The 24,898-nt window shown below is 37.6% G+C and carries 20 protein-coding genes; 19 read left to right on the top strand and 1 reads right to left on the bottom strand.

The features are described from left to right. Window positions 1-648: 648 nt before the first annotated feature. The 10 genes from ACPWSR_RS03035 to ACPWSR_RS02990 all read left to right on the top strand — a co-directional run bounded on the left by ACPWSR_RS03035 (window position 649) and on the right by ACPWSR_RS02990 (window position 14,657). On the top strand, window positions 649-2,562 hold the full coding sequence (locus ACPWSR_RS03035; RefSeq protein ID WP_426350227.1) for a glycoside hydrolase family 3 N-terminal domain-containing protein: 1,914 nt from the start codon (window positions 649-651) through the stop codon (window positions 2,560-2,562). A 148-nt stretch (window positions 2,563-2,710) separates the two neighbouring features. Beyond that, window positions 2,711-3,241: a dihydrofolate reductase family protein gene (locus ACPWSR_RS03030; RefSeq protein ID WP_426350226.1), complete on the top strand. Its 531-nt coding sequence runs from the start codon at window positions 2,711-2,713 to the stop codon at window positions 3,239-3,241. Window positions 3,242-3,468: 227 nt separating this feature from the next. Then, on the top strand, window positions 3,469-6,132 hold the full coding sequence (locus ACPWSR_RS03025) for a sigma-54-dependent transcriptional regulator (protein ID WP_426350225.1): 2,664 nt from the start codon (window positions 3,469-3,471) through the stop codon (window positions 6,130-6,132). A 125-nt stretch (window positions 6,133-6,257) separates the two neighbouring features. After that, a complete protein-coding gene (locus ACPWSR_RS03020; RefSeq protein ID WP_426350224.1) occupies window positions 6,258-6,596 on the top strand; it encodes a PTS lactose/cellobiose transporter subunit IIA in 339 nt (112 codons plus the stop codon). A gap of 57 nt (window positions 6,597-6,653) precedes the next feature. After that, the gene (celB, locus tag ACPWSR_RS03015) at window positions 6,654-8,018 is read left to right on the top strand and encodes a PTS cellobiose transporter subunit IIC (protein ID WP_426350223.1); all 1,365 of its coding nucleotides are present in this window, start codon (window positions 6,654-6,656) and stop codon (window positions 8,016-8,018) included. Between the two features lie 10 nt (window positions 8,019-8,028). Beyond that, complete coding sequence (locus ACPWSR_RS03010) at window positions 8,029-9,471, top strand: glycoside hydrolase family 1 protein (protein ID WP_426350222.1); 1,443 nt, start codon at window positions 8,029-8,031, stop codon at window positions 9,469-9,471. A 21-nt stretch (window positions 9,472-9,492) separates the two neighbouring features. After that, entirely contained in the window at window positions 9,493-9,807 is a 315-nt protein-coding gene (locus ACPWSR_RS03005) for a PTS sugar transporter subunit IIB (RefSeq protein WP_426350221.1), read from the top strand. Window positions 9,808-9,945: 138 nt separating this feature from the next. After that, window positions 9,946-11,463 (top strand): gluconokinase, encoded by a 1,518-nt coding sequence (locus ACPWSR_RS03000; protein ID WP_426350220.1) that lies wholly within the window; start codon window positions 9,946-9,948, stop codon window positions 11,461-11,463. Window positions 11,464-11,478: 15 nt separating this feature from the next. Continuing rightward, window positions 11,479-12,375: a phosphogluconate dehydrogenase (NAD(+)-dependent, decarboxylating) gene (gnd, locus tag ACPWSR_RS02995; protein WP_426350219.1), complete on the top strand. Its 897-nt coding sequence runs from the start codon at window positions 11,479-11,481 to the stop codon at window positions 12,373-12,375. Window positions 12,376-12,653: 278 nt separating this feature from the next. Continuing rightward, window positions 12,654-14,657, top strand: coding sequence for a methyl-accepting chemotaxis protein (locus tag ACPWSR_RS02990; protein WP_426350218.1), 2,004 nt, complete (start codon window positions 12,654-12,656; stop codon window positions 14,655-14,657). A 93-nt stretch (window positions 14,658-14,750) separates the two neighbouring features. Here ACPWSR_RS02990 and ACPWSR_RS02985 read toward each other — a convergent pair whose 3' ends face one another. Continuing rightward, entirely contained in the window at window positions 14,751-15,569 is an 819-nt protein-coding gene (locus ACPWSR_RS02985) for an AraC family transcriptional regulator (protein ID WP_426350217.1), read from the bottom strand. Between the two features lie 168 nt (window positions 15,570-15,737). On the opposite strand from ACPWSR_RS02985, the gene ACPWSR_RS02980 reads away from it, so the two are divergent. From ACPWSR_RS02980 to ACPWSR_RS02940, 9 genes are read left to right on the top strand one after another with little or no spacing between them, the layout of a single operon-like run. Further along, window positions 15,738-16,721 carry a carbohydrate ABC transporter permease gene (locus tag ACPWSR_RS02980; protein ID WP_426350216.1) on the top strand — a complete coding sequence of 328 codons (984 nt, stop codon included), beginning with the start codon at window positions 15,738-15,740 and terminating at the stop codon, window positions 16,719-16,721. A gap of 10 nt (window positions 16,722-16,731) precedes the next feature. Beyond that, window positions 16,732-17,550, top strand: a complete 819-nt coding sequence (locus tag ACPWSR_RS02975) for a carbohydrate ABC transporter permease (protein WP_426350215.1) — start codon at window positions 16,732-16,734, stop codon at window positions 17,548-17,550. Between the two features lie 27 nt (window positions 17,551-17,577). After that, on the top strand, window positions 17,578-18,582 hold the full coding sequence (locus ACPWSR_RS02970) for a zinc-dependent alcohol dehydrogenase (protein ID WP_426350214.1): 1,005 nt from the start codon (window positions 17,578-17,580) through the stop codon (window positions 18,580-18,582). A gap of 29 nt (window positions 18,583-18,611) precedes the next feature. Then, a complete protein-coding gene (locus ACPWSR_RS02965; RefSeq protein WP_426350213.1) occupies window positions 18,612-19,631 on the top strand; it encodes an NAD-dependent epimerase/dehydratase family protein in 1,020 nt (339 codons plus the stop codon). A gap of 1 nt (window position 19,632) precedes the next feature. Beyond that, window positions 19,633-20,727: a dihydrodipicolinate synthase family protein gene (locus ACPWSR_RS02960; protein WP_426350212.1), complete on the top strand. Its 1,095-nt coding sequence runs from the start codon at window positions 19,633-19,635 to the stop codon at window positions 20,725-20,727. A 1-nt stretch (window position 20,728) separates the two neighbouring features. Further along, the gene (locus ACPWSR_RS02955) at window positions 20,729-21,640 is read left to right on the top strand and encodes a GNAT family N-acetyltransferase (protein ID WP_426350211.1); all 912 of its coding nucleotides are present in this window, start codon (window positions 20,729-20,731) and stop codon (window positions 21,638-21,640) included. A gap of 27 nt (window positions 21,641-21,667) precedes the next feature. Beyond that, complete coding sequence (locus ACPWSR_RS02950) at window positions 21,668-22,687, top strand: Gfo/Idh/MocA family protein (protein ID WP_426350210.1); 1,020 nt, start codon at window positions 21,668-21,670, stop codon at window positions 22,685-22,687. A 60-nt stretch (window positions 22,688-22,747) separates the two neighbouring features. Further along, window positions 22,748-23,758, top strand: coding sequence for a Gfo/Idh/MocA family protein (locus tag ACPWSR_RS02945; protein ID WP_426350209.1), 1,011 nt, complete (start codon window positions 22,748-22,750; stop codon window positions 23,756-23,758). Then, on the top strand, window positions 23,759-24,736 hold the full coding sequence (locus tag ACPWSR_RS02940; protein WP_426350208.1) for a Gfo/Idh/MocA family protein: 978 nt from the start codon (window positions 23,759-23,761) through the stop codon (window positions 24,734-24,736). Window positions 24,737-24,898: the final 162 nt, after the last annotated feature.

Below are 24,898 nucleotides of genomic sequence, written 5' to 3'. Positions count from 1 at the left end.
ATGAAAGAAAAGCCATCTTAGAGATTCTAATATGAAGAATATTTTGTAAGGATATTTACATCGCATTATTTTTCAGATAGTCAATATTAGAGAGTGTTTGGAGAACTAAAATATATCACCGTTAGTGAATTAAATAAGTTTTCTTATTGAACTTATATACTATAAGTGTTTTGGTGCAATAATATTACATGCTTCATAATGTGGAAGAGTTTTTTAGTGGTAAAAGATAAGGATAAACATACGCTTTATTTAGATTTTTTATTGTAGATTAAAATATTAGATATAAAATATAAGTTTGGTGTTAATGATCTATTTATTAAATATATTATCTTTAAATAAAATATCTTGAGGGCTTTTTATTAGTAGTGAGAAAAACTTTATGTATAAAATGAATTGGTTTTTAACTTTTTTTAAAATGTACCATATTTCATGGTGATAAAGTTGACATAAAAAGGCATTGAATATAAAATAAATATAAAATATAAGGGGAGAATTATCCTTTCAATCCAGCTTCAATGTATAAATAGTTGCTATAATAATACAAGACCTAACCTCTACAGTAAACCAAAATATATGGGAGGTATTAGGTCATTTTTTATATAAATCAATACATTGCAGGCTACAGGGGAATAAAGAGAGGAGTTTAATATGGTTAATAAATTGACAGCTCTTTTTCTTACAGCACTGCTCAGTGTTTCTAAAAGTGCTTATAAGGAAGCTGAAGATGTAAGAAAAATAATTGATAGTATGACTCTAGAACAGAAGATTACTCAAATGCTTATGCCAGACTTTCGTCAGTGGAAAGGCTCAGGAGATGCTTCTGAAAAGGACATGACTCTGTTAGATAGTGAGGTAGCTGATATCATCGATGACTATGACCTTGGTGGAGTAATACTTTTGGATAACAATGTTAAAGAAACGGATCAGACTCTAAAGCTAACCTATGATATGCAGAAGGCTGCCATGGATAATAAAGCAAACAATGGTAGTATACCTCTTTTTATAGCAATAGACCAGGAGAGTTGGACAGGCTACCCATTAGAAGATATTACAGCTCTTCCAGGAAATATGGCTTTAGGAGCTACAGGAAGTATTGAATATGCCGATGAAACGGGAAGAGTAATAGGTAGTGAATTGTTCGCTTTAGGCTTTAATGTGAATTTGGCTCCGGTATTAGATATCAATAATAATCCTTTAAATCCAGTAATGGGCCCCCGTTCCTACAGTAGCAGTGCTGACCTTGTAGCTGATCTGGGAGTAGAGCAGATGAATGGGATGCAGATCCACAATGTTTCTGCAGCAGTGAAGCATTTTCCTGGTCATGGAGATACAGCTGTAGATTCCCATACGGGATTACTAGTAGTAGATAAAAGCTATGAGGAGCTGGCTTCTCTTGAGCTTATTCCATTTCAGGCTGCGGTTGATAATGGAGTGGACATGGTTATGACTGCTCATATAGCCTATCCTCAAATTGAAGGAGATAAAGTTATATCAAAGAAGGATGGTACAGAGATATATATTCCTGCTACTCTATCCCATGAGATAATAACGGGAATATTGAGAAATAAGATCAACTACAATGGTATAGTAGTTACTGATGCCTTAAACATGAGCGCAATATCGGAAAACTTTGGAGAGGCTGAAGCAATTATAATGGCAATAGAAGCAGATGTTGATATATTGCTTATGCCTACGATATTAAGGTCACAGGAAGATGTTAAAAAGCTAGACAATATCATTTCAGAGGTTAAGAATGCTGTGAAAAACGGAAGGATAACTCTAGAGGATATTGATGCTTCATTAGAGAGGATACTTTTACTTAAGGAAAGAAGAGGAATATTAGATTTATCCGAGGATAAGAGAACCTTTGAAGAAAGGCTTACAGAGGCTAAGGCAATTGTAGGCTCACCTAGAAACAAAAATGTAGAAAGAGTAGTTGCAGAGGAAGCTGTAACGGTGGTTAAAAATCAGGGGGGCATACTTCCAATGAAGCCAGAAGATGATGAGAAGATACTGCTTTTGACTACAAGTAATAGTGAAGCACGTGCCATGAAGGAGGGAATGGACAGGCTTATTATTGAGGGAATGCTTCCTAGAGCCATAACCTATGAAACATATGTTTATAATTCTCAAACAACAGCTCAGGAGCTTAAGCAGAAGATAGATGGCTCCGATTACGTAGTTGTTATATCAAAGATTAACTCGGCATCACAGCTGTCACCTTATAACTGGAGGAGTAGAATTCCCACGGAGGTAGCAGCCTATGGAAACAGTGAGGATATCCCTACAGTTATAATGAGTGCTGAAAAGCCTTACGATGCAGCTAACTATCCTGAAGCAAGAGCAATAGCAGTGGTATATGGAAGTAATGGTATGGATCCAACAGAAGGCATTGAATCACAGAAGAAAGTTGCTCCTAACATACCTGCTGGCATAGAGGTAATTTTCGGAGGCAGAAACCCATCAGGAAAGCTACCAGTAGATATACCAGTGATAGAGAATGGAGTTATGGATACGTCTAGGACAGCATATCCTATAGGACATGGCTTAAGCTATGAATAGGATAATAATTAGAAATCTACAAAAATAAGCTGAAAATTTCAGGCTGTGACTATAAATTTATTGTCGCAGCCTTTACAATATATACAAGACAAAGCTCTTTTAAGATAACTGTAGATATTGGTAAGAATAAATTAAAGGAGGACTTCTTATGACAAGAAAAATAGTTGTAAGCCTAGCTATGAGCCTTGATGGTTATATTGCCTCTGAGGATCACGGCTATGATTGGATAACAGAGAATAGCGGTGCTGAAGGTAATTTCCCTAATGAAAGTTCCTTTGATTTTCAAGGTTTTTTTGATTCCATGGACACAATAGTAATGGGGAAAAATTGCTATGACCTTGGGATGCACGAGGAATTTAAAAAGCATAAGGTCTATGTGGCAACTCATAAAGCTAAAGAGGATCACGATAATGTCAGATTCATCAGTGATGATATAATCAAGGCTATATCAGAGGAGAAAGAAAAGGATGGAAAGAATATCTTTCTTTTTGGAGGAGGTAAACTAATAGACAGCTTCCTAAAAGCAGATATCATTGATGAGTATGTAATTGGGATAGTTCCAATAATCTTAGGAAGAGGAATTCCGTTGTTTTATAAGGACAATCCAACTATTAGACTGAAGCTGGTGGAAAATATCACTGATAAGGGTACAGTGATTTTGAAGTATGTAAGAAGATAATAAAGTATTAAAGCTACCAGTTTAGATTGCTGGTAGCTTTTTATCTATAAAGTCATTCTACATCTTTTTAGTAATTATTTGAATTTTAATGTCATTGTATATAAAAGTAAATAAAAACAATAGATAAATTTTATGGAAATTTATAGATTATTAATATATAATTTCAACTATAAAATAATTAATGTAAAATAGCGTATATTTATCGCTTAGGGAATGGGGGGATGAGAGTGAGAAGAATAGATGCTGTATATGAGAAAATAAAGGAATTATACTCTGAAAAGGGAGTAAGTGCTGCTGAGCTAGCAGAGGTTATGAAGCTAGAGAGAGCCAATGTCAGCAAGGATTTAAATCGGTTACACGAGGAAGGAAGGCTGGTTAAGTTAAAGGGTAAGCCTGTAATCTTTGCTTTAAAGGGCGAGGGGGAAGAGAAAAACACTACTCTTGACAGCTTTTTAAAATTAAATCCTAGCCTTTATACCGCTGGTGAGCAGGCTAAGGCTGCAATTTTATATCCTCCGAAAAAGATGAATATGTTTATCTTAGGTGATACTGGTGTAGGAAAATCCATGTTTGCTGAGTTAATACATAAATATGCTCAGGAGATGAAGGTTATGGATGAAAGTGCACCCTTCATAAGCTTTAATTGTGCAGATTATGCTAATAACCCCAACCTCCTTCTAGGGCAGATCTTTGGTGTGAAAAAAGGTGCTTACACCGGAGCAGATACTGATAAAGCTGGACTGGTGGAAAAGGCAGATGAAGGAATATTATTTTTAGATGAGGTTCATAGGCTGCCACCAGAGGGGCAGGAAATATTTTTTACCTTTATTGATACAGGAAGATATAGACGTCTTGGAGAAACGGAGTTTAGTAGAAGCTCTAAGGTGCTCATCATCTGTGCTACCACAGAAAATCCTGAATCCACCCTTCTAAATACATTTATGAGAAGGATTCCAATGGTTATAAATATACCAAGTCTTCAAGATAGAAGCTTAGAGGAGAGGTTTGGTTTAATATGCCAATTCTTTAAGGAAGAAAGCTATAAGCTAGGGAAAGGTATAAGAGTTTCCGTTAATAGTCTAAAGGCCTTTGCTGGCTATAACTGTCCTAATAATATTGGACAGCTAAAAAGTGATATACAGCTCTCCTGTGCCAGGGCGTATGTGAATTTTGCTTCTAATAAAAAGAAGGAAATAAAGATAAATACCATAGATATCCCAGCAAATATCCGAGAGGGACTATATACTGCTACTGATCATAGGAAGCTGTGGAATAAGCTAATTGATTTAAATGCAAGATATGTATTTTTTGATGGGGATGAGGAGGATTTATTCCTTCAAGATGGAGGGGATAGAGAAACCATTTATGATATGCTTGAGGATAGGCTGCTAGAGCTGAAAAGAAGAGGTATCAGTGATGAAGAGCTGGGAAGGGAGATGGAAAAAACTATAGATAACTCCTTTAGGGAATATTTAAACACCTTAAATAGGAGAAAGGATATTGCTGATTTTACTAACATCATACCAGAAAAGCTCGTTGATATCATAAAAGATGTATTAGCCTACAGTGAAATGAATCTTGGTAGAAGTCTCAGTGAAAAAATATATTATGGAATGGCTGTTCATATAGCTAATTCCATCGAGAGAATAAGACAGAATGAAGCAATAATAAATCCACAGACAAACAAAATAAGACAGGAGCACAGCAGAGAATTTAACATAGCGTTAAATTGTTTAAAAAGGCTGGAAAGAAGCCTGGATATTACCTTCCCTATCGATGAGGCGTCATTTCTTACAATGTTTTTAATATATGAGGATAATATTTCTTCAGTAGATAAGGACGAGGTAAAAATAATAGTCGTAGCTCATGGCTCCTCCACAGCCACCTCTATGGCTGAAGCAACCAATAAGCTCTTAGGGTCAAATTATGCTATTGGAATAAATGCTCCCATTGATGAAAAGCCACAGCTGGTCATTAATAGAATTAAAGAGTTTATAGAAAGCTCTGGCATAAAATCAGATATATTATTTCTTGTGGATATGGGCTCACTTACTACCTTTGGTGAGGAGGTAGAGGAAAAGGTGGGGAATAAAACCAGAACTATACCTCTAGTAAGCACCCTTCATGTAATTGAGGCAACTAGGCGTGCAATCCTAGGTCAGAGCTTAGAAGAGGTTTATCTGGGGACTCTTGAGGTAAATAAGATAGCAGGGGAATCTATCAGGACTAAAAGCTATAGCAAAAAGAATGAAAAGCTGGCTATCGTAACCATCTGCACCACTGGAGAGGGTGGAGCACTAGCCGTGAAGGGGCTATTAGAGGAGAGACTCCATTATGATAAAGGACTTATAGATATTATACCTATCATGTTTCAGGGGCATGAAGAGGTAAAGCTGAAGCTTAATGAGATAGCAGGCTCTCATAAGGTAATCTCTATTATAAGCCCCTTTAGTATAAACGCTCAAGTGATCCAGCTAGGCCTTTCTGATATAGTCAGGGAAGATGGAATAGAGAAGCTTCAGACAATAATTGATGAGGAAACCACTTATATAAAGATGGGAGCTGCCCTGGATAATCAGCTGAACAATATAAATGGGATAGAGGCTTTGGAGGATATCAAGGAATTTAATAGTATTATTCTAGAAAAACTAAAATTAAAGGTATCTACCAATATACTAATTGGTGAAGCCTTCCATGTTGCATGTCTTATGGACAGGCTTAAGGCCGGAGAGCTAGGAAAGCCCTTCCAGAATAAAGAGGCATACATTAATGATAACCATGGATACTTTAGAGTTGTTAAGGAAGCTATTCCTCTTTTAAATAGTAAATACAATATAGAAATAGGTGAAGATGATATCTGTAGAATAGTTAGCTTCTTCCTTCAGAAGTGAATAATATACCCTTATGAAAAATCGTAGGGGTGTATTTTTTTATAAAATTATCCAACCCAAATCTTGGCATGGGTTTTGCTTAATAAATAGATAGATGAGTAAGTAATAGAGAAAGGATGATATAGATGGATTATCAAGAGGTAGTATTTGGAATTATAGTGAACAGTGGTGATGCTAAAAGCTATGCCATGGAAGCAATTAAGAAGGCCAAGGAAGGAAAGATTGAGGAAGCTAAGAGCTCCCTTGAAAAGAGCTCTGAATTCTTGGGAAAGAGTCATGATATTCAAACGAAGCTGATACAGGAAGAGGCTAATGGCAATGGACAGGACCTTACACTGTTAATGGCCCATGCTCAGGACCATTTCATGAATGCCTTAACTGTAAGGGATTTAGCTAAGGAATTCATCGATTTATATGAGACTCTTGAGGTAATTAAGGTACAGGTAAAAAAGTGTGTTCAATAAAAGAATACACATTGAAAAAATACAACCCACATAAAAATATTAAGGAGGAATAAAACAATGGCAGGATTTATGAGTTTTTTGGAAAGAAAAGCAATGCCTGTGGCAGGAAAGATAGCAGCGCAGAGGCATATAAGAGCGTTACGTGATGGCTTAGCCGTTACCATGCCCCTAATAATTGTAGGTTCAATATTTATGATCTTAGGTAATATACCTATAGACTCGGTTAATGAGTTTATAAACAGTGTCTTAGGTGAAGGCTTTACCAGTAAATTTTTATATCCCACAAGGGTTACCTTTGATATCGTAGCGATATTATCGGTGTTTTCTATATCCTATCAGTTGGCAAGGGACAAGGATGTAGATGGTGTATCAGCAGGAGCAGCTGCCCTTTCAGCTTTCCTTCTATTGATACCAGTAATTACTTTAAATACAGAGCTTGCCGATGGAACTGCATTAAACCTGGGAAGGATTTGGCAAACAGCTAATTTAGGTGCTGGCGGGCTTATAGTGGCTATTCTCACAGCAATTGTCTCTACAGAAATTTTTATATTTGTTACGAAAAAGAACTGGGTTATAAAAATGCCTGATTCTGTACCTCCAGCGGTGGCAAAGTCTTTTGCTGCAATAATACCTGGACTTATAATAATAACCCTCTTCTTTATTTTAAGATTATTCTTTGAAGCTACTAGCTATGAAACTATTTTTAACTTTATAACTAAGTTTGTTGGAGCTCCGCTATCAAGAGTAGGTCTATCCTTTGGTGGTATGCTTGCTACAGTATTCCTTTACATGGTTTTCTGGACCTTAGGAATACATGGTACTCGTGTAGTTTTTGGAGTAATGGATTCAGTGCTCCTTCCAGCCATGGATGCTAATAGAATTGCTTTAGAAGCAGGGGAAGTTTTACCTAACATTGTAACCAAGCAATTCTACGATAACTTCGTTAATATTGGAGGCTGTGGAGCTGCCATTGGTCTAGTTATAGCTATATTATTTGTGGCGAAATCCCAGCAGATGAAGACCCTAGGAAAGCTTGCTTTAGGACCAGCACTCTTTAATATTTCAGAGCCTATTATCTTTGGTGTTCCAATAGTGATGAATCCCATTATGATGATACCCTTTGTTTTATCTAATGTATCTATAGCATTAATATCCTATGGAGCTATGTACTTTAATCTAGTAAGCTATCCTGCTGGACTGGCAATACCATGGACAGTTCCTGCTCCAATTTCAGGCTTCTTAGCAACAAATGGTGACTGGAGAGCGGTAATCCTACAATTAATAGCAATAGCACTATCAGCAGTTATTTATGTTCCTTTTGTTAAGGTTTGGGACAAACAAAAGAGCTTAGAGGAGCTTTCTGCTGTACAAGATGGAGAATTAGATGATGAGTTTAATCAATTATTAGGAGCAAATGACTAAGGAGGTACTGATGAATATTTTAAGAAAATATAAGCTACCGGAAGGATTCTTTCTAGGAGCGGCTGCTTCTGCCTGGCAGACGGAGGGCTGGAGTGGTAAAAAAGATGGTCAGGATTCCTATATGGACCTTTGGTATAAGGAAACTCCAGAGCTGTGGCATGAGGGCTATGGCCCTACGGTGGCAACAGATTTTTACAATAGATACAAGGAAGATGTTAAGCTCATGAAGGAGGTAGGGCTAGAGGCCTATAGAACCTCCATAGACTGGTCGAGATTTTTAACAAATTATGAAACTATAGAGGTAAATGAGGAAGCGGCGGATTATTATAATAAACTTATAGATGAGATGATAAATAATGGAATAGAACCAATGCTCTGCTTAGAGCATTACGAGCTGCCAGCTGAGCTTTTTAAAAAATATGGAGGCTGGGGTTCAAAGAAGGTTGTGGAGCTTTATATAAAATATGCAGAGGAGGTATTTAAGAGGTATTCTCATAAGGTAAAGAAATGGTTTACCTTTAATGAGCCTATAGTAATTCAGACTAGAGTATTCTTAGATAGCTTGAGATATCCATTTATACAGGATACTAAGATAGCGATGCAGTGGAATTATAACAAAATACTTGCTTCTGCAGGAGCAATAAAGGTCTTTAAAGAGGGAGGACACAGTAAGGATGGAGGAGAGATAGGAATTATTTTAAATCCAGATGTCTGCTATCCTAGGTCCTCAGCCCCACATGATAAGGAAGCGGCGGAGAAATTCGATCTTTTCTTCAACAGGATATTTTTAGATCCATCAGTTAAAGGAACTATCCCGGAGGAATTGATTGATATTTTAAAAGAGAATAATTGCTGCTTTGAATATACAGAAGAGGAACTAAAGATAATCAAGGAAAACACCGTAGATATATTGGGGATAAACCTCTATGCACCTACGAGGGTAAAGGCTCGGGAAAATGCTTGGAATCCGAGAACACCCTTCCATCCAGCCTATTACTATGACAAATATGAGCTTCAGGGAAGAAAGATGAATCCTTATAGAGGATGGGAGATATATCCTAAGCTTATGTATGATTTTTCAATGAGAATGAAGGAGGAGTATGGAAACATTCCTTGGTTTATAGCAGAAAATGGTATGGGCGTTGAGAAAGAGGACCTTAATAAGAACTCTGAAGGTATAATACAGGATGATTATAGAATAGAATTTATCAGTGAGCATTTGAAGTGGCTTTTAAAGGCTGTAGAGGAAGGAGCAAATTGCAGGGGATATATGCTTTGGGCCTTCACGGATAACGTATCACCACAAAATGCTTTTAAAAATAGATATGGCCTAGTAGAGATAGATTTAAAGGATAATAGAAACAGAAGAATAAAGAAATCAGGCCATTGGTATAAAAAGCTTAGCGATAGTAGGGAGCTGGAAGCCACTGATTTCACCTTTGAATATAAATAAAAGAATAAGGAGGTATTGATTATGAATATATTGCTTATTTGTTCAGCAGGTATGTCCACGAGTCTCCTGGTAACTAAAATGAATAAGGTAGCAGAGGAAAAGGGAGTTAAAGCAAATATCTGGGCTGTATCTACCGATGCAGTGGATAGAAATCTTGAAAAGGCAGATGTGGTACTCATTGGTCCCCAGATAAGATTTCAGCTAGAGGATATAAGAGCTAAGGCGGCTAAATTTAAGATTCCAGTAGATGTGATAGACTCTGTAGATTATGGTATGTGCAATGGAGCAAAGGTACTTTTAAAGGCTCTGAAGCTTAAGAAAGCAGCTAGCAATTAGGTTTATGCCTTAGGGAGAGTGGTTTTTAGATAGTCATCTTTCCTTAAGGCTTTTTACTATCCAGTGGTTAGAGAAGGACTGGGAGATATGGCAGACAAAAATTATAATTAATATTATTTATGCGCAGGTGGTGAGAGGGTGAAATACTATCTAGGAGTAGATATAGGTACAACCAGTACTAAAGCAATTGTCTTTGATGAAAAGGGGAAAGAGGTTAAGAAAGCCTCCAGGGAATATCCTACCCTAAGTCCTCAGGCAGGCTTTAAGGAGCAGGATCCTGAAGTTATATTTCAGGCGGTAATTGATTCTATCAGTAATGCAGCTTCAGATTTATCTGGAATAATAGACTTCATTTCCTTTAGTGCTGCCATGCACAGTATAATAGCTGTGGACAAGGAAGGTCTTCCTTTAACCAACAGTATCATCTGGTCTGATTCTAGAAGTGAAGGCTATGTAGAGGAATATAAAATCAGTGGAAAAGGAAGAGAATATTATAAAAGGACAGGAACACCTACTCATTCCATGTCCCCTTTATATAAGCTCTTTTGGCTTAGGGATAATGAAAAGGAACTATTTAAAAATACCCATAAGTTCATTTCTATAAAGGAGTATGTGATATATAAATTATTTAATGTCTATAAGGTGGACTTTTCTATAGCCTCGGCCTCAGGGTTATTTAATATATATACAAGAAAATATGAACCCAAAATACTGTCTGATATAGGAATTTCAGAGGGGAAGCTCTCAGAGGCTGTTCCAACTACCCACATTCTCAGAGGAATGAAGGAAGAATACTCTGAGGCTATGGGGATAAGCTCTTCAATACCAGTAGTTATAGGAGCTTCTGATGGTTGCCTTGCTAATCTTGGAAGCAATTCTATTAAGGAGGGAGCAGCTTCAATTACCATAGGTACTAGTGGTGCCGTTAGGGTTGCCTTTAATAAGCCAGTGACAGGAGAGGGAGAGAGGACATTTTGCTATATACTTACAGAGGATAAGTATATAGTTGGAGGTGCTATAAATAATGGAGGAGACGCCTATCGATGGTTTAGAGATAATTTCGGTGAGCTTGAGGTTCTGGAAAGCAAGGAAAGAGACATAAGCTCCTATGAGATATTTAATAGATATTTAGAAGCCTCACCGCCCGGGAGCAGGGGGATGATTTTTCTTCCCTTCCTCACAGGAGAGAGAGCTCCTTATTGGAACTCTAACCTAAGAGGAAGCTTTATAGGAATCTCTGACCTTCATACAAAGCCTGATTTTACCAGGGCTGTTATTGAAGGAATATGTTATTCCTTAAAGGATGTTTACACTTCTATCGAGGCTTTAGTAAAGGAAGTGAAATCAATTCACATAAACGGGGGCTTTATGAGATGTGAGGAGTGGATTAGATCTCTTTCAGATATCATAGGGATGCCTTTAGTAGTAGCTCAAAGCTTTGAGGCTCCCTGCCTTGGAGCTATAATTCTAGGTCTTTATGCCTTAAAGGAATATGATAGCCTAGAAGAGGCTGCAGAGCTGTGCAGAACAGCTGAGGTATATGCTCCAAGAAAAGAAAATATAGAAATGTATAACGAGATTTTTCAGGTATATAAGGAAGCAGTGGAGAGGCTAATGTCTCTATGGGAAAGACTATTAAAATATCAGATAAAATGAAAATGGAGGTAGGTTATGGAGGTTTTACTCGTTGGATTAGGGAAGATGGGCTTTAATTTAGCCCTTAATATGAAGGGAAAGGGTCATGAGGTAGTAGCCTTTGATATCTCAGAAATTAGAAGGCAGGAAGCAGAGGAAAAAGGAATAAGGACAGCTTCTAGTATAGAAGAGCTCATAAAAAAGGGAAGTGGTCCTAAGGTATTGTGGCTCATGATACCTGCTGGACAAATAGTGGATCTTGTCCTTCAGGAAATACGAGGATTTATAGAGCCTGGAGATATGGTTATTGATGGGGGAAACTCCTTTTATAAGGATTCTATGAGAAGAGCAATGGAGCTCAATGAGCTGGGGATAGCTTATCTCGATGCAGGAATTAGTGGAGGGATGGAAGGAGCAATGCATGGAATCTGCGCCATGATAGGTGGAGAAGAATCAGCTTTTAGAAAGGTTGAAGGGCTTTTTAAGGATATAGCCATAGAAAATGGATATCTTTATACTGGCAGCTCAGGGTCAGGACATTTTACTAAAATGGTCCACAATGGCATAGAGTATGGTATGATGCAGGCCATAGGGGAAGGCTTTGAAATTCTCGAAGCTAGCGACTTTAATCTGGACCTACAGGGTGTAGCACATCTTTGGAATCATGGCTCTGTTATAAGAGGCTGGCTCATGGAGCTAACAGCCAGAGCCTTTAGCAAGGATCCCCACCTTGAAAAAATAACCGGCGCTGTGGGTTCCAACGGAGAAGGTCTTTGGACTGCACAAACAGCACTAGAGCTTCAGATTCCCGCCCCAGTTATAACCACATCGGTTATAACTAGATATCGCTCACTCCAGAAGGATACCTTTACAGGGAAGGTAGTAGCCTCCTTGAGAAATGAATTTGGTGGACATGAAGTGAAAAACTCATAATATCATAAGTTAGTTTATAATAAAAAATACATTTGAAACCTACAAAGCTATCAACAAAAATGTTGATAGCTTTCTTTGTAGAAAAAAACAATCTATATCCGATATATGTCTTTAATGGTAACAAAATACATAAAACTACTACGTTTAGTAAAGCATGTTGTTTTTGATGTTGAAATTGTTAATTTTTTTAAAATATTATTAAATAAATATAAAATATAATGAATAATATACGAACGATATACTAGACTCTATAAATACTTTTATAAAGGAGAAGGAATATGAGCGTATTTAAGGTAACTAGTATTAGAACTAAACTAATTGGGTATTTTGCACTAATAGTTATTATTGGATTAATATCATTAGGCTATATTTCTGTAAAGGTTTCTGGGGATATAGTTACATCAGAAGCAAGCAATTCTATATACACTTTGGCTCAAGAAACTGCGAAAAGAGAAGCAAGCTTATTAAAGGGAAAGGCTCAAATCTTAAAGACTATAGCCTCAATGGACGAAGTTAAGACTATGGATTGGACAGTTCAGCAGGAAATACTAGAAGGTTTAGTGGCAGATGTAGATTTTTTACGTCTTGGGGTAATGTATCCCGATGGCACAGCATTCTTTGATGACAATTCAACTATGTCTATGGGGAAGGAGGCTGCAAGTTGGAAGTCTTTTGAGAGTAAATCTGAGGCTATCAGCTTTCAGGTGAACTCTGATGATGAAAGTATTATCTTTATGGAGTCTGTACCCATTGTTAATGGAAATGAGATTTTAGGAGTTCTTATAGGAATAAACGATGGAATAATTTTAAGTGAAATGGTAGCGGAAACAGGCTATGGTGAAGAGGGTTATGGTTACATTGTTGATAGTGAAGGGACGATAATAGGTCATAAGGATCATGAGCTAGTTTATAGGGGATTTAATCCTATTGAGGAGAGTGAGAGTGATGATACACTTGTATCTTTATCAAGAGCTATGGAAAATATTCTTTTACAAGGAAAAGGTGTAGATAGCTATTCCTTTCAAGGAGGAGATCAATATGTTGGATATTCTTCAATTGATGGAACAGATTGGACCTATGTAATGGTAGCCAGCAGAGCGGAGATACTGGCAGCAATTCCTAAGCTTCAATCAAGCATCATTGCTGTAGGAATTGTTACTTTGCTCCTAAGCATACTCCTAACATATTTTATTGGTAATTCCTTCGTAAAACCAATTACCAATACTATCTCATATGCTAAGAGAATCTCATCCTTAGATATTTCTCAGGATATTGAGAATAAGTATTTAAATAGAAAAGATGAGATAGGCGATTTATCGCGATCCTTAAGGGATATTATAATAGGATTTAGAAGTATTATTAGTGAATTAAATAGTTCTTCGGAGCTTATGGCAGCATCCTCCGAAGAGCTAACAGCTACCTCTGAGCAAGCTGCAGCGACATCTATGGAAATTTCAAAGGTTATAGATGGGATTGCAGCAGGGGCTTTAGAGCAGGCGAAGAGCACTGAGGAAGGAGTAATTAAAGCAGTTAGCTTGGGTGAAGCGATTAAGGTAGTAGCCTCTTATATCAATGAAGTGAATTCTTCATCTAGAAGAGCAGAGTTAGTGGTTTTAGATGGTCTTAAAGAGGTTGAAGCCTTGAGCATCATAACCAAAGAAAACACTATAGCTGTAGATGAGATATTTAAAACCATAATGGACACTAAAGAAAGCTCAAGAAAAATAGGTGAAGTAAGTAAAATTATAGAAGACATTGCATATCAAACCAATTTACTCTCTCTCAATGCTTCTATTGAGGCTGCCAGAGCAGGGGAACAGGGAAAGGGCTTTGCTGTTGTTGCAGAAGAGGTAAGGAAGCTGGCAGAGGAATGTACGAGTTCTACAAAAGTTATCAGTGAAATAGTGGAAGAGTTACAAAGGAATGCTAAGGATTCTGCTAAGATGGTTAATAGGGTTTCTGAGATTTCTAATGAACAGTTTACAAGTGTAAAGAGTAACACGGATAAATATAAGCTTATTGAGGAGTCCATTCAGAACACTAAAACTGCTGTTGTAAATCTCATTAATCAAGGGGAAATAATGGAGAACATGAGGGGAGAGATTGTTGATGTGCTAGAGGAGCTTTCTGCAGTGGCAGAAGAAAATTCAGCCTCAACTGAAGAAGCTGCAGCTGCAACAGAGGAACAAACAGCCTCAATTCAGGAAGTATCTAACTCTAGTGAAAGCATTGCACATATGGCAGAAAAGCTTCACAGTATTGTTGAGAGATTTAAATTATAATGACATAGAACCAGTTAATAAAAAATAATCCCTTGATAGATAGTTCAAGGGATTATTATATGAAAAAATTCTTATGTCATTTAAAAGGATTCCTTAAAGCTTCTTTCTCTCTTGGGAAGGAAGGTAGCCAAACTGCTTTTTATAGCACCTAGAAAAATAAGAAGCATCGTTGAAGCCGCTTCTTTCTGCACATTCCAAAATGCTTATGTTATTTTTTTGGAGAAGAAGCTGTGCGTTATGGCAGCGGAGCATAAGTATATATTCCTTAACGGTTTTTCCTGTCAGCTCCTTAAAGGTTCTGCAGAAATGATATTTGCTAACACAGATTTCAGCAGCTAGCTCATCTAGGTTGAAATTATTTCTGTAATTTTTGTTCATGTATTCTATGCTGGACTTTATCATTTCTACCTTTGGATCTGTTTTGGAGCTTGAGCCAGCTTCAAGTATAACCTGATTTCTGTATAATAATATGCTCATGGTCACACAAAGGGCTCGTACAGCTTTTTTGTAGTGATCTTTTTTGTTTGTCATTTCTCTGATAATGATGTTAAATATATTCACCATTTCTGGATCCCTGGTTTTCTCACAAAAGACACTGCTAGTTACATCAAAATCCAGCTCCATACAAAACCTATAGTCAAGTATTAGACAGTAATAGCTGCAATTATCTGATATGGTTTTTATATTATGAAGATGATTAGAATTAATAATTATTATATCCCCAGGACCTGCTCTATAGGTAGTGCTGTTGGAGGAAACTTCGGCTTCTCCTGAGATAAAATAAAGCAATTCTATATTGATGTGCCAGTGGTAGAATATTTCGTTGAACTGCTGAGTTAATTCGTTAAAGTGAAATATTATGGGAAAAGAAGGGTCCTCGTAATGGTGAAGTTCATAGAAGAAATCTCTCAATTACTCAACCTCCTGACCAATATAGCAATTTTGTTGTATTTATTAGCAAGGTAATCCATTTACTTCTACATTCTATCATATTAGAATGTAATCGTAAACAGATTAGTTAACAAATAGAATTGGTAGATAATATTTCTAAATTAATATAGGATGGAGTGGATTTTCATTATGGATACGAAGCCTAGACAGACGAACCTTAACGTAAATACTAATGACATTGATAAAGTTCCAGTAAGAAGAAAGAAAGAGAAGCTTAGCTTTAAAAGACTTAAACAGCATTTTTCTAAGTATGGTGTGGTTTATGTATTTTTAATACCTATTATGATACACTTTTTCATTTTTTATATTCTCCCCATAGGCTTTAGTTTCATATTAACCTTCATGGACTGGTCTATTATAGGGGTACCAGAATTTATAGGCTTAGACAACTGGAAAAGATTTATAGGAGATGATATTGCCTGGAAGTCAATTAAGAATACCTTGGTTTTTTCCTTGTATTACATACTTCCAACTATGGCTTTAGGTTTGGGACTTGCTTTCTTGATATTTTCTCAAAAGAAAAAGAAGGTGGGGAATTTCTTTAAGGGAATCTTCTTTCTCCCTGTAGTAACATCCTTCGTAGTTATATCAGGTATATGGGAGTGGCTCTTTAAGGGTTCTGATCAAGGAATGATAAATCAGCTTCTAAATTCCATGGGCTTTGACAATCAGTTATTTTTAGCTAGCTCCAAGTATGCTTTATTGGTTCTCGCAGGCCTTAGTATATATAAGGTTGCAGGAAGTACCATGATTTACTACTTTGCAGGTCTTATGGGGATTCCTGAAGAGCTATATGAAGCAGCGAGGATAGATGGAGCGGGTAAATGGAGGATATTCTGGAAGATAACCTTCCCACTCCTTGCACCAATACATTTTTATGTGGCCGTTGTTACTACTATAGGCTCCTTCCAGATCTTTGATTCAGCCTTCCTGCTCACAGGGGGAGGTCCTAACTTTGCAACCAATACCATAGTTTACTACATGTACGAGCAGGGCTTCTCGTCCTTACGGTTTGGTTATGCCAGTGTTCTTGCTTATGTGCTCTTTGTATTAGTTTTTATAATATCCTTGATACAAAGAAAGTTTATTGGAGAAAAACAGGATTTAGGATAGGAGAGATAAAATGGAACAAAAAAAGACCTCAAAAATATCTATATTATTATTGCTAGTATTCTCTGTAGTGTTTTTAATACCCTTTTTAATAATGGTTGCAGGAAGCCTTATAACCTCAAAGGTACCCATGGGTAATCCTTTTACTTGGCTTTTTGACAAGGATATGAGCCTTGCAAACTTTGTTTATATTATTAAGAACTCACAGTATATTAAATGGTTCTTTAATTCTTTGATAATATCTGTGATACCTACCTTCTTTCAGATGTTCTTCGCTCTTGTACTGGGGTATATATTTGCAAAGAAGGAGTTTAAGGGAAGAGATATTATATTCTGGCTTATGATGGCGGTTATAATGGTGCCCTCACAGATACTTATAATACCTAGATATATTATATTTAACAAGCTTGAGCTGATTAACAGCTACTGGTCCTTAATTCTTCCTCAGATTTGGGGTATTATGGGGGTATTCTTTGCAAGGCAGTATATGTTGGGACTACCTAAAGAGCTGGAGGAGGCTGCATATATTGATGGAGCTAATGATTTTAAAATACTTTTTAGAATAATGCTGCCTTTAAGTAAATCGGTGCTTGCCACCGTTGGTACCTTTGCTTTCATATCCTGCTGGAACGACCTGCTTACACCTCTTATATTTACTACTAGTCAGGAAATGTATCCTATAACTGTAGGTCTAGCCTCTCTTTTGACCAAGGAAGGAAACTTTGGTATTGAGATGGCAGGAGCTGTTTATTCCTTTGTACCTACCTTCTTAATATTTATCATGCTGCAGAAGTATTTTACTAGAGGAATAGCATTTTCAGGTAATAAATAGTCGTGAAGCTATAGAAAGGAGCTAGCTATGAGATATATAGGAGCAAAAAATGGTGAAATTAGAGTTTTTGAAAAGCCTATGCCACAAATCAAGGATAACTACTTGTTGATTAAAACCATATATTCTGCCATAAGCCCTGGAACAGAGCTTACCATGGGGGGGAATAGCAAAGAGGATATAGTTCAATTAGGCTATAGCGCAGCGGGAAAGGTAATTGAGGTAGGTAAGGGAGTAGAAGGCTTTTATGAAGGTCAGTATGTTGCCTGTTATGGGGCTCCCTATGTGGCTCATGCTGAATATTTATTAGTACCTAAGACCCTTTGTGCACCTGTACCTGAGGGAGTAGACCTAAAGGAGGCTTCCTTAGCGGGTTTAGGAGCAATCTCTATTCATGCTTTAAGAAAAGCACAGCTTACCTTTGGAGAGGTGGCAGTGGTAGTTGGTTTAGGAATTTTTGGTCAGCTTATTGCTCAGATTGGACATGGAGCTGCTTTAGAGGTGTTACCATTAAACAGATCTAGTAAGAGAGCAGAGCTATTAGAAGAAATAAGTGGAATTCCCTGCTACACCAGCGAAGCTAAGCTTGAAGAAGCTTTAAGGGAGCTTACTGGTGGAAAGGGAGCAGATGGAGTATTCCTCTGCACTGGAGGAGACTCTGAATATTTAACTAATAAGAGCTTAGAATGGCTCAGAGATAAGGGTAAGAGCATCATTGTTGGAGATATACAGCCTAAATATGATAGAGAATTAATGTTTGGTAAGGAAATAGATATAATGATTTCTAGAGCTGGAGGTCCAGGAAGATATGACCCAAGCTATGAAAGAGATGCCATTGATTATCCCTATGGTCAGGTAAGATGGACTGAAGGAAGGAACGTTAAGGAGTATATAAGGCTTCTTTCTTCTAAAAGAATAAGGGTAGATAAATATGTGGGATATTCTTTAAATCTCGATAATATTAAGGAGGCCTACGAGCTTCTACAAAACAGTGGAAGTGAAGTGCTCACAGGGATAATTTGTTACGATAACTAAAGAAGCCACGGAGAATAGGAGAGGTGTTTATGGATATTTTAGAGAGAATTAGATTAGAGATGGTAGAGCCCTCTGATAAATTAGTGGAAGATATAAAGAGAATCAAGGGCGATATTATGATACTGGGTGTCAGTGGAAAAATGGGAGTGAATCTGGCTATCCTAGCTAAAAAGGCTGCAGTAAAAGCAGGTTTAGATAAAAAGATATATGGAGTAGCTAGGTTCTCAGAAGGCAGCAAGGGGAAGGAAGAGCTTGAGGAAGCAGGAGTTGAAACAATAGTTTGCGACTTTTTAGTGGAAGAGCAGATTAATAGGCTGCCTCAAGTGGAAAATATAATATTTATGATTGGGTATAAGTTTGGAACTGTAGGCAATGAGGCCTATAGCTGGGCTGTTAATACTTACCTTCCTGGAAGAGTAGCAGAGCATTTCAAGTCTTCTAGAATAGTGGCCTTCTCTACGGGCTGTGTATATCCTTTAGTACCACTGACTCATGGAGCACCTACGGAGCTTGTGCCAGCAGATCCGCTAGGTGAGTACGCTCAGTCCTGCTTAGGAAGGGAAAGGATTTTTCAGTATTTTTCAATGAAAAATCAGACTCCTGTAACATTATTCCGATTAAACTATGCTATAGATCTAAAATATGGAGTTATTTCAGAGCTAGCTAAATCGATTTTAAAGGGTGAAGCCATAGATCTTACCATGGGCTATGTTAATGTTATTTGGCAGCCTGATGCCTGTGAGGTTGCAATAAGATCACTGCTTATTGCCGAGGCACCAGCTAATATTTTAAATGTTACTGGACCTGAGACCTTATCTGTAAAGTGGATTGCTGAGGAATTGGGAAGAGAGCTTGGCATAGAACCTTCCTTTAGAGGTACTCCTCAGGAAACTGCTCTTCTTAGCAACGCCTCAAAGGCCCATGAGTTATTTGGATATCCAAGAACCACTATAAGAGAAATGATTAAAATAACGGCTCTGTGGCTTACCAGTGGAGGAGAAACAATAAATAAGCCTACTCATTTCCAAGAAAGAGAGGGGAAATATTAAAATGGTAAAACTTAAAGAAGAAATTTCTCAGCTACTTCATGAGGGTACGGCAATACCAGCATTACCATTAGCTCTTAATGAGGATAGAACCTTTGATGAGCTACATGAGAGAATATTATTAAATTATTATCTTGATTCAGGAGTAGGCGGTCTTGCAGTAGGTGTACATACCACTCAGTTTAATATAAGAGATCCAAAGATAAATCTATATGAGAGCATACTCAGAATAGCTTCTGAGGAAATAGAAGCAGCGAAGCTTGATAGACCCTTTATAAAAATAGCTGGAGTTTGTGGACCTACAGAACAGGCTGTAAAGGAAGCTTCTATTGCAGTTAAGTATAATTATGATATCGCACTTCTCTCTATGGGAGGTCTTAATGATTATTCTGAAGAGGAGCTGCTCACAAGAACCAAAGAAATAGCAAAGATAATCCCAGTCTTTGGCTTCTATCTCCAGACTGCAGCAGGTGGAAGGGTTTTCTCCTATGATTTCTGGGAAAGCTTCATGAATATAGAAGGGGTTGTAGGAGTAAAAACTGCTCCCTTTAACCGCTATCAAACCTTAGATGTACTTCGTGCTGTATGCAGCTCTCCAAGGTGTCAGGAGATAGCTGTCTATACAGGAAATGATGATAATATAGTAGTTGATTTATTGACTACCTATGAATTTAATGTTCAAGGAAAAATTGTTAAAAAGGACATCATCGGTGGACTTTTAGGACATTTTGCTGTTTGGACTAGCAAGGCAGCAGAGCTTCTGGAGGAAGTAAAGACTGCTAAAGCCTCAAGGAATTTGGATGCACTTCTTACTAAGAATGTGCAGGTTACCGATTGCAACGGAGCCTTCTTTGATGTTAGGAACAATTTTGCTGGCTGCATAGCGGGAATTAATGAGGTTCTAGCTCGCCAGGGGCTTTTAAAGGGAAACTGGTGCTTAGATCCTGAAGAGTTATTAGGACCAGGGCAGTCAGAAGAGATAGATAGAGTATATAGAGAATATCCAGAATTAAATGATGATGCTTTTGTTAAAGGAAATCTCCCCAAATGGAGGAAGACAGCTGAGGAGCACATTAAATTATTTCAAAGGGAGTGTTAGTATGGAGTATCGCAGAGCTAGGCCCGAGGATTTTGGACAAATAATCACTCTGGTGAATCAATCCTTTAAGGAGGAGATTCCCATGGAGGTTTCCTTCCCCTTTCTTTTTCATAAAAGCAACGATACATCCTTCGTGGCAATGGATAATGGAGAGTGTATTTCCTTTATCGGTGGGGTTCCCTACAAGGTAAGGGTAGGGACTAAGGAGGAGTACTGTATAAATATTGGAGCCGTATGCACCAAGGAAGGCTATAGAGGAGAGGGTATAGCTGACAAGCTTCTGAAAAGAGCACTTTTAGATTATAGAAGTCAAGGGCTCTCCTTTGCATTGATTTCTGGAGCTGGAAGTCTTTATCTAAAAAATAATTTTACTCACTTTGGAGAGTTTTTGAGCTACGAAATAAGAGATTTCAATTCCATAAGCTTGGATAGGGAAAGTCAATATGTTATAAGCAGCTATAAAAAGGATATGAAAAGTCTCTGTGATATATATAATCTATACAGTAAAAAAAATAATGCTTTCTTATACAGCCTTAATGAAATGAAGATTCTTTTAGATGCTTCTGCAGCCTGTAATGTTATGAGGATGAAGCAGAGGGTTTATTTAGCTCATGTAGATGGTCGCTGTACTGCCTTTATAGTAGCAGGTATAAAGAAACAGGAAGATGGAGCTGGTCGAGTTATTGAAGCTGCGGGCTCTCCTGAGGGAATAATATACCTTATTAAGGCTCTAGGGCTTATGGAAGGCTTAAACAAAGTAGACTTTATTACTAGTAAAGCAGATATAGAAATACAAAAATACCTTGATAAGCATGAGGTTTCGGAAATTAATAATGAGGGAACCTATCTGCCTTTCAACACAGATATTGAAAGAGAGGAGATCCCTTATACTCTAAACCTAAACTTTGTATAAAAAATATAGCTATGGTAGGTGAAGATAATGAAAATATTAAATGTAGCCATTGTTGGCTGTGGCAGAATTTCTGAGGTTTATAGGAGCATATTTAAGGAGCTTAAGGAAGAGATAAATGTAGTATATGCTGTTGATACAGATATAGCTAAAGCAGAAAATTTTGCTAAGGACTTTTCTGGGTGTATAGCACTGCAGGATTATCGAGAAGCCCTACAGGAAAATATTGATGTGCTTCATCTAGCTACACCTCATTATATTCACAAGGAGATGGCTGTGGAAGCAATGAAGAAGGGCATAAATGTTCTGACAGAAAAGCCTATGGCTATCTCCTTAATTGATGCTGATGAAATGATTAATACCTCAGAAAGAGAAGCTATAAAGCTTGGAGTAATATTTCAAACAAGATATGTTAAGGGCTGTAGAGAAATAAAACGACTCATTGAAGAAGGAAGGCTTGGAAAGCTTGTTTCAGCCAGATCCTATTTATCCTGGAAAAGAGATGCCAGCTATTATCAGGGCTCCGATTGGAAGGGAACCTGGGACAAAGAAGGTGGTGGGGTGCTTATAGACCAAGCGATCCACTCTATAGATAGGATGCAGTGGCTTATAGGTTCAAAGGCTAAATGGGTTGAAGGAAGTGTCCATAATAGGAATCATCCTGAGGTAAAGGTAGAGGATACTGCAGAAGCTTTAATTGGCTTTGAGTCTGGCTGTACCTATCACTTATATGCAACAAATTGTTATTCCTATGACGCTCCTGTTGAGCTTGAAATTGTTGGTGAAAAAGGAAGAGCTGGGCTTAAGCAGGATTTAGCCTGGGTAGAGCTTATGGATGAGCCTTATTATGAAATAAAGGATGGTTACGACGGCTTAAAAGTTGGTCCAGGCTACTGGGGAAGCAGTCATATAACACAGGTAAAGGAATTTTATAACAGTGTTAGAGGTGCAGGTGATCATGAGATTGATGGTTACGAGGGTAGAAAGGCTTTGGAGCTAGTATTATCTATTTATGAAGCCTCAGCAAAGAAGGAAAGAGTTTATATTTAAGATATAGTAAGTGGAATATGAGACAGCTGATTTAGTCATATGAAAGAAGGAGTGAATACGATGAAGGTTGGTATTATAGGCTGTGGTGGAATAGCCCAAGTGCATGGAGAATGCTATAAGCATATGAATAAGGCTTCTGTGGTAGCAGTAGCTGATATAGTTCCAGAGAGAGCAGATAAGCTTGCAGAGAGTCTTGGAGCAGAAGCACTTTACAGTGCGGAAGAGCTATTAAAAAGATCAGATATTGACGTAGTGGATATTTGTCTTCCTACATACTTACACTGTGAGTATACCATAAAGGCTGCAGAGGCAGGCTTTCATATCCTTTGTGAAAAACCGATTGCAGTAACTTTAGAGGAAGGGGAAAAAATGGCTGAGGCAGCAAAGAAGGCTGGGGTTAAGCTGATGATTGCGCATGTTCTTAGATACTTCCCAGAAAATATAGATGCTAAAAGGGTTATAGAATCAGGATCTATAGGTGTACCTAAGGTAGTTAGGACCTATAGAGGAGGTACTCATCCAGGAAGAGTTAGGGATTGGTATGAGGACATTAATAAAAGTGGTGGAGCAATTCAGGATATGGCTATCCATGATATTGATTTCCTGTTGTCTGTTATAGGACCAGTAAAAGAGGTTTACGCCCTAGGAAATATGCACAAAAATCAAAAGTATAATGAATATGATGTAGTGCTTTTAGAATTTAATTGTGGAACCTTGGCTCATGTTATAGCAGACTGGTCAAAGCCTCAAGGAGCTTCCTTTACTACCAGTATGGAGATTGCAGGAACTGAAGGTATCGTCGAATATGATTCTGCTGCCAGCACTCCTTTAAAGGTGCTTATGGAGAAAAGTGAACAAGGCGGTGGAGATGGAGTTGCTGTTCCTGAAAGTCCACTTCATCCTGAATCTGGTCCTTATTTTAGAGAAATAGCTGAATTTTTAGAAGCTGTAGAGAAGGATATAGAGCCTCCTATAAAAACTGAAGCAGCTCTGGAAGCTTTAAGAGTAGCTTTAGCAGCTAGAAAATCTATTGAAACAGGAAGGCCAGTAAAGTTAGAGGAGGAGATGTAGATGAATATGGCAATTATCGGCTGTGAGCATAGCCACGCTTCAGCCTATGTAGAAGCAGCAAAGAAGCTACCAAATATTAATATTGTAGGATTAGCTGAACCTAATGAAGAGTTAGGAAAAGCTTTTGCAGATAAAAACTCATTAAAATACTATTCAAGCTATCAGGAGCTTATAGATAATCCAGAGGTTTCAGTGGTTTGCATATGTACAGCTAATATTCGTCACTGTGAATTAACCATAGCAGCTGCTAAGGCAAAGAAGCATGTAATTGTAGAAAAGCCTATAGCTACAACTCTAGAGGATGGAGAAAGAATGATAGAGGCTTGCAGAGAAAATGGAGTTAAGCTTATGGTAGCTCTTCCCTGCAGATATATCCCAGCAGTAGTAAGGGCTAAAGAGGTAATAGAACAAGGAAAGCTTGGTGATATAGTAGCTATCACTGGAACAAATCATGGAACCATGCCTGGTGGATGGTTTGTTGATAAGGAGCTTTCTGGTGGTGGTGCAATTATTGATCATACAATCCATGTGGCTGATCTTATCCATTGGTTTATAAAAGCGGACATAAAAACCGTCTATGCTAAGGGAGGAACTCATTATCATGATATTCCTACAGAGGATACAGGACTTCTTTTTATGACCTTTGATAATGGAACTTATGGAACCCTAGATACCTCCTGGAACAGGCCTGATGCTTATCCTACCTGGGGAGATGTTACCATGGAGATAGTTGGTACAAAGGGAAGTCTATCCTTAGATTCCTTTAAACAGCATGGCAATATTTACTCAAATAATCATGATAGATCTCTTCATAGCTATTGGGGAGATGACATGAATTATCTTATGATTAAGGATTTTGTAGAAGCTATTGAAGAGGATAGACCTTCTCCAGTTCCTGGTGAAGCAGGACTTTTTGCATTAGAGGTAGCCCTTATGGCTTATGAGGCTATAGACAAAGGATTACCGGCAGCAAAGTAGAAATTGAAAATTTTTATTAAATAGCAATCCTGTTACATTTATTAGCAAGGTTATACGTTTACATGGGTATGACAAAATTATACAATGTAATCATAGAAAATGAACTAAGGAAAAATAAATTTGAGGCTTTTAATAAAATTATAAAGGATGGAGTGAGTTGTT

The organism is Alloiococcus sp. CFN-8, assembly GCF_049943125.1.
In the GTDB taxonomy this organism is placed as follows: domain Bacteria; phylum Bacillota; class Clostridia; order Clostridiales; family Clostridiaceae; genus JAEXZL01.
This window is presented reverse-complemented; position numbering and strand designations above follow the sequence as displayed.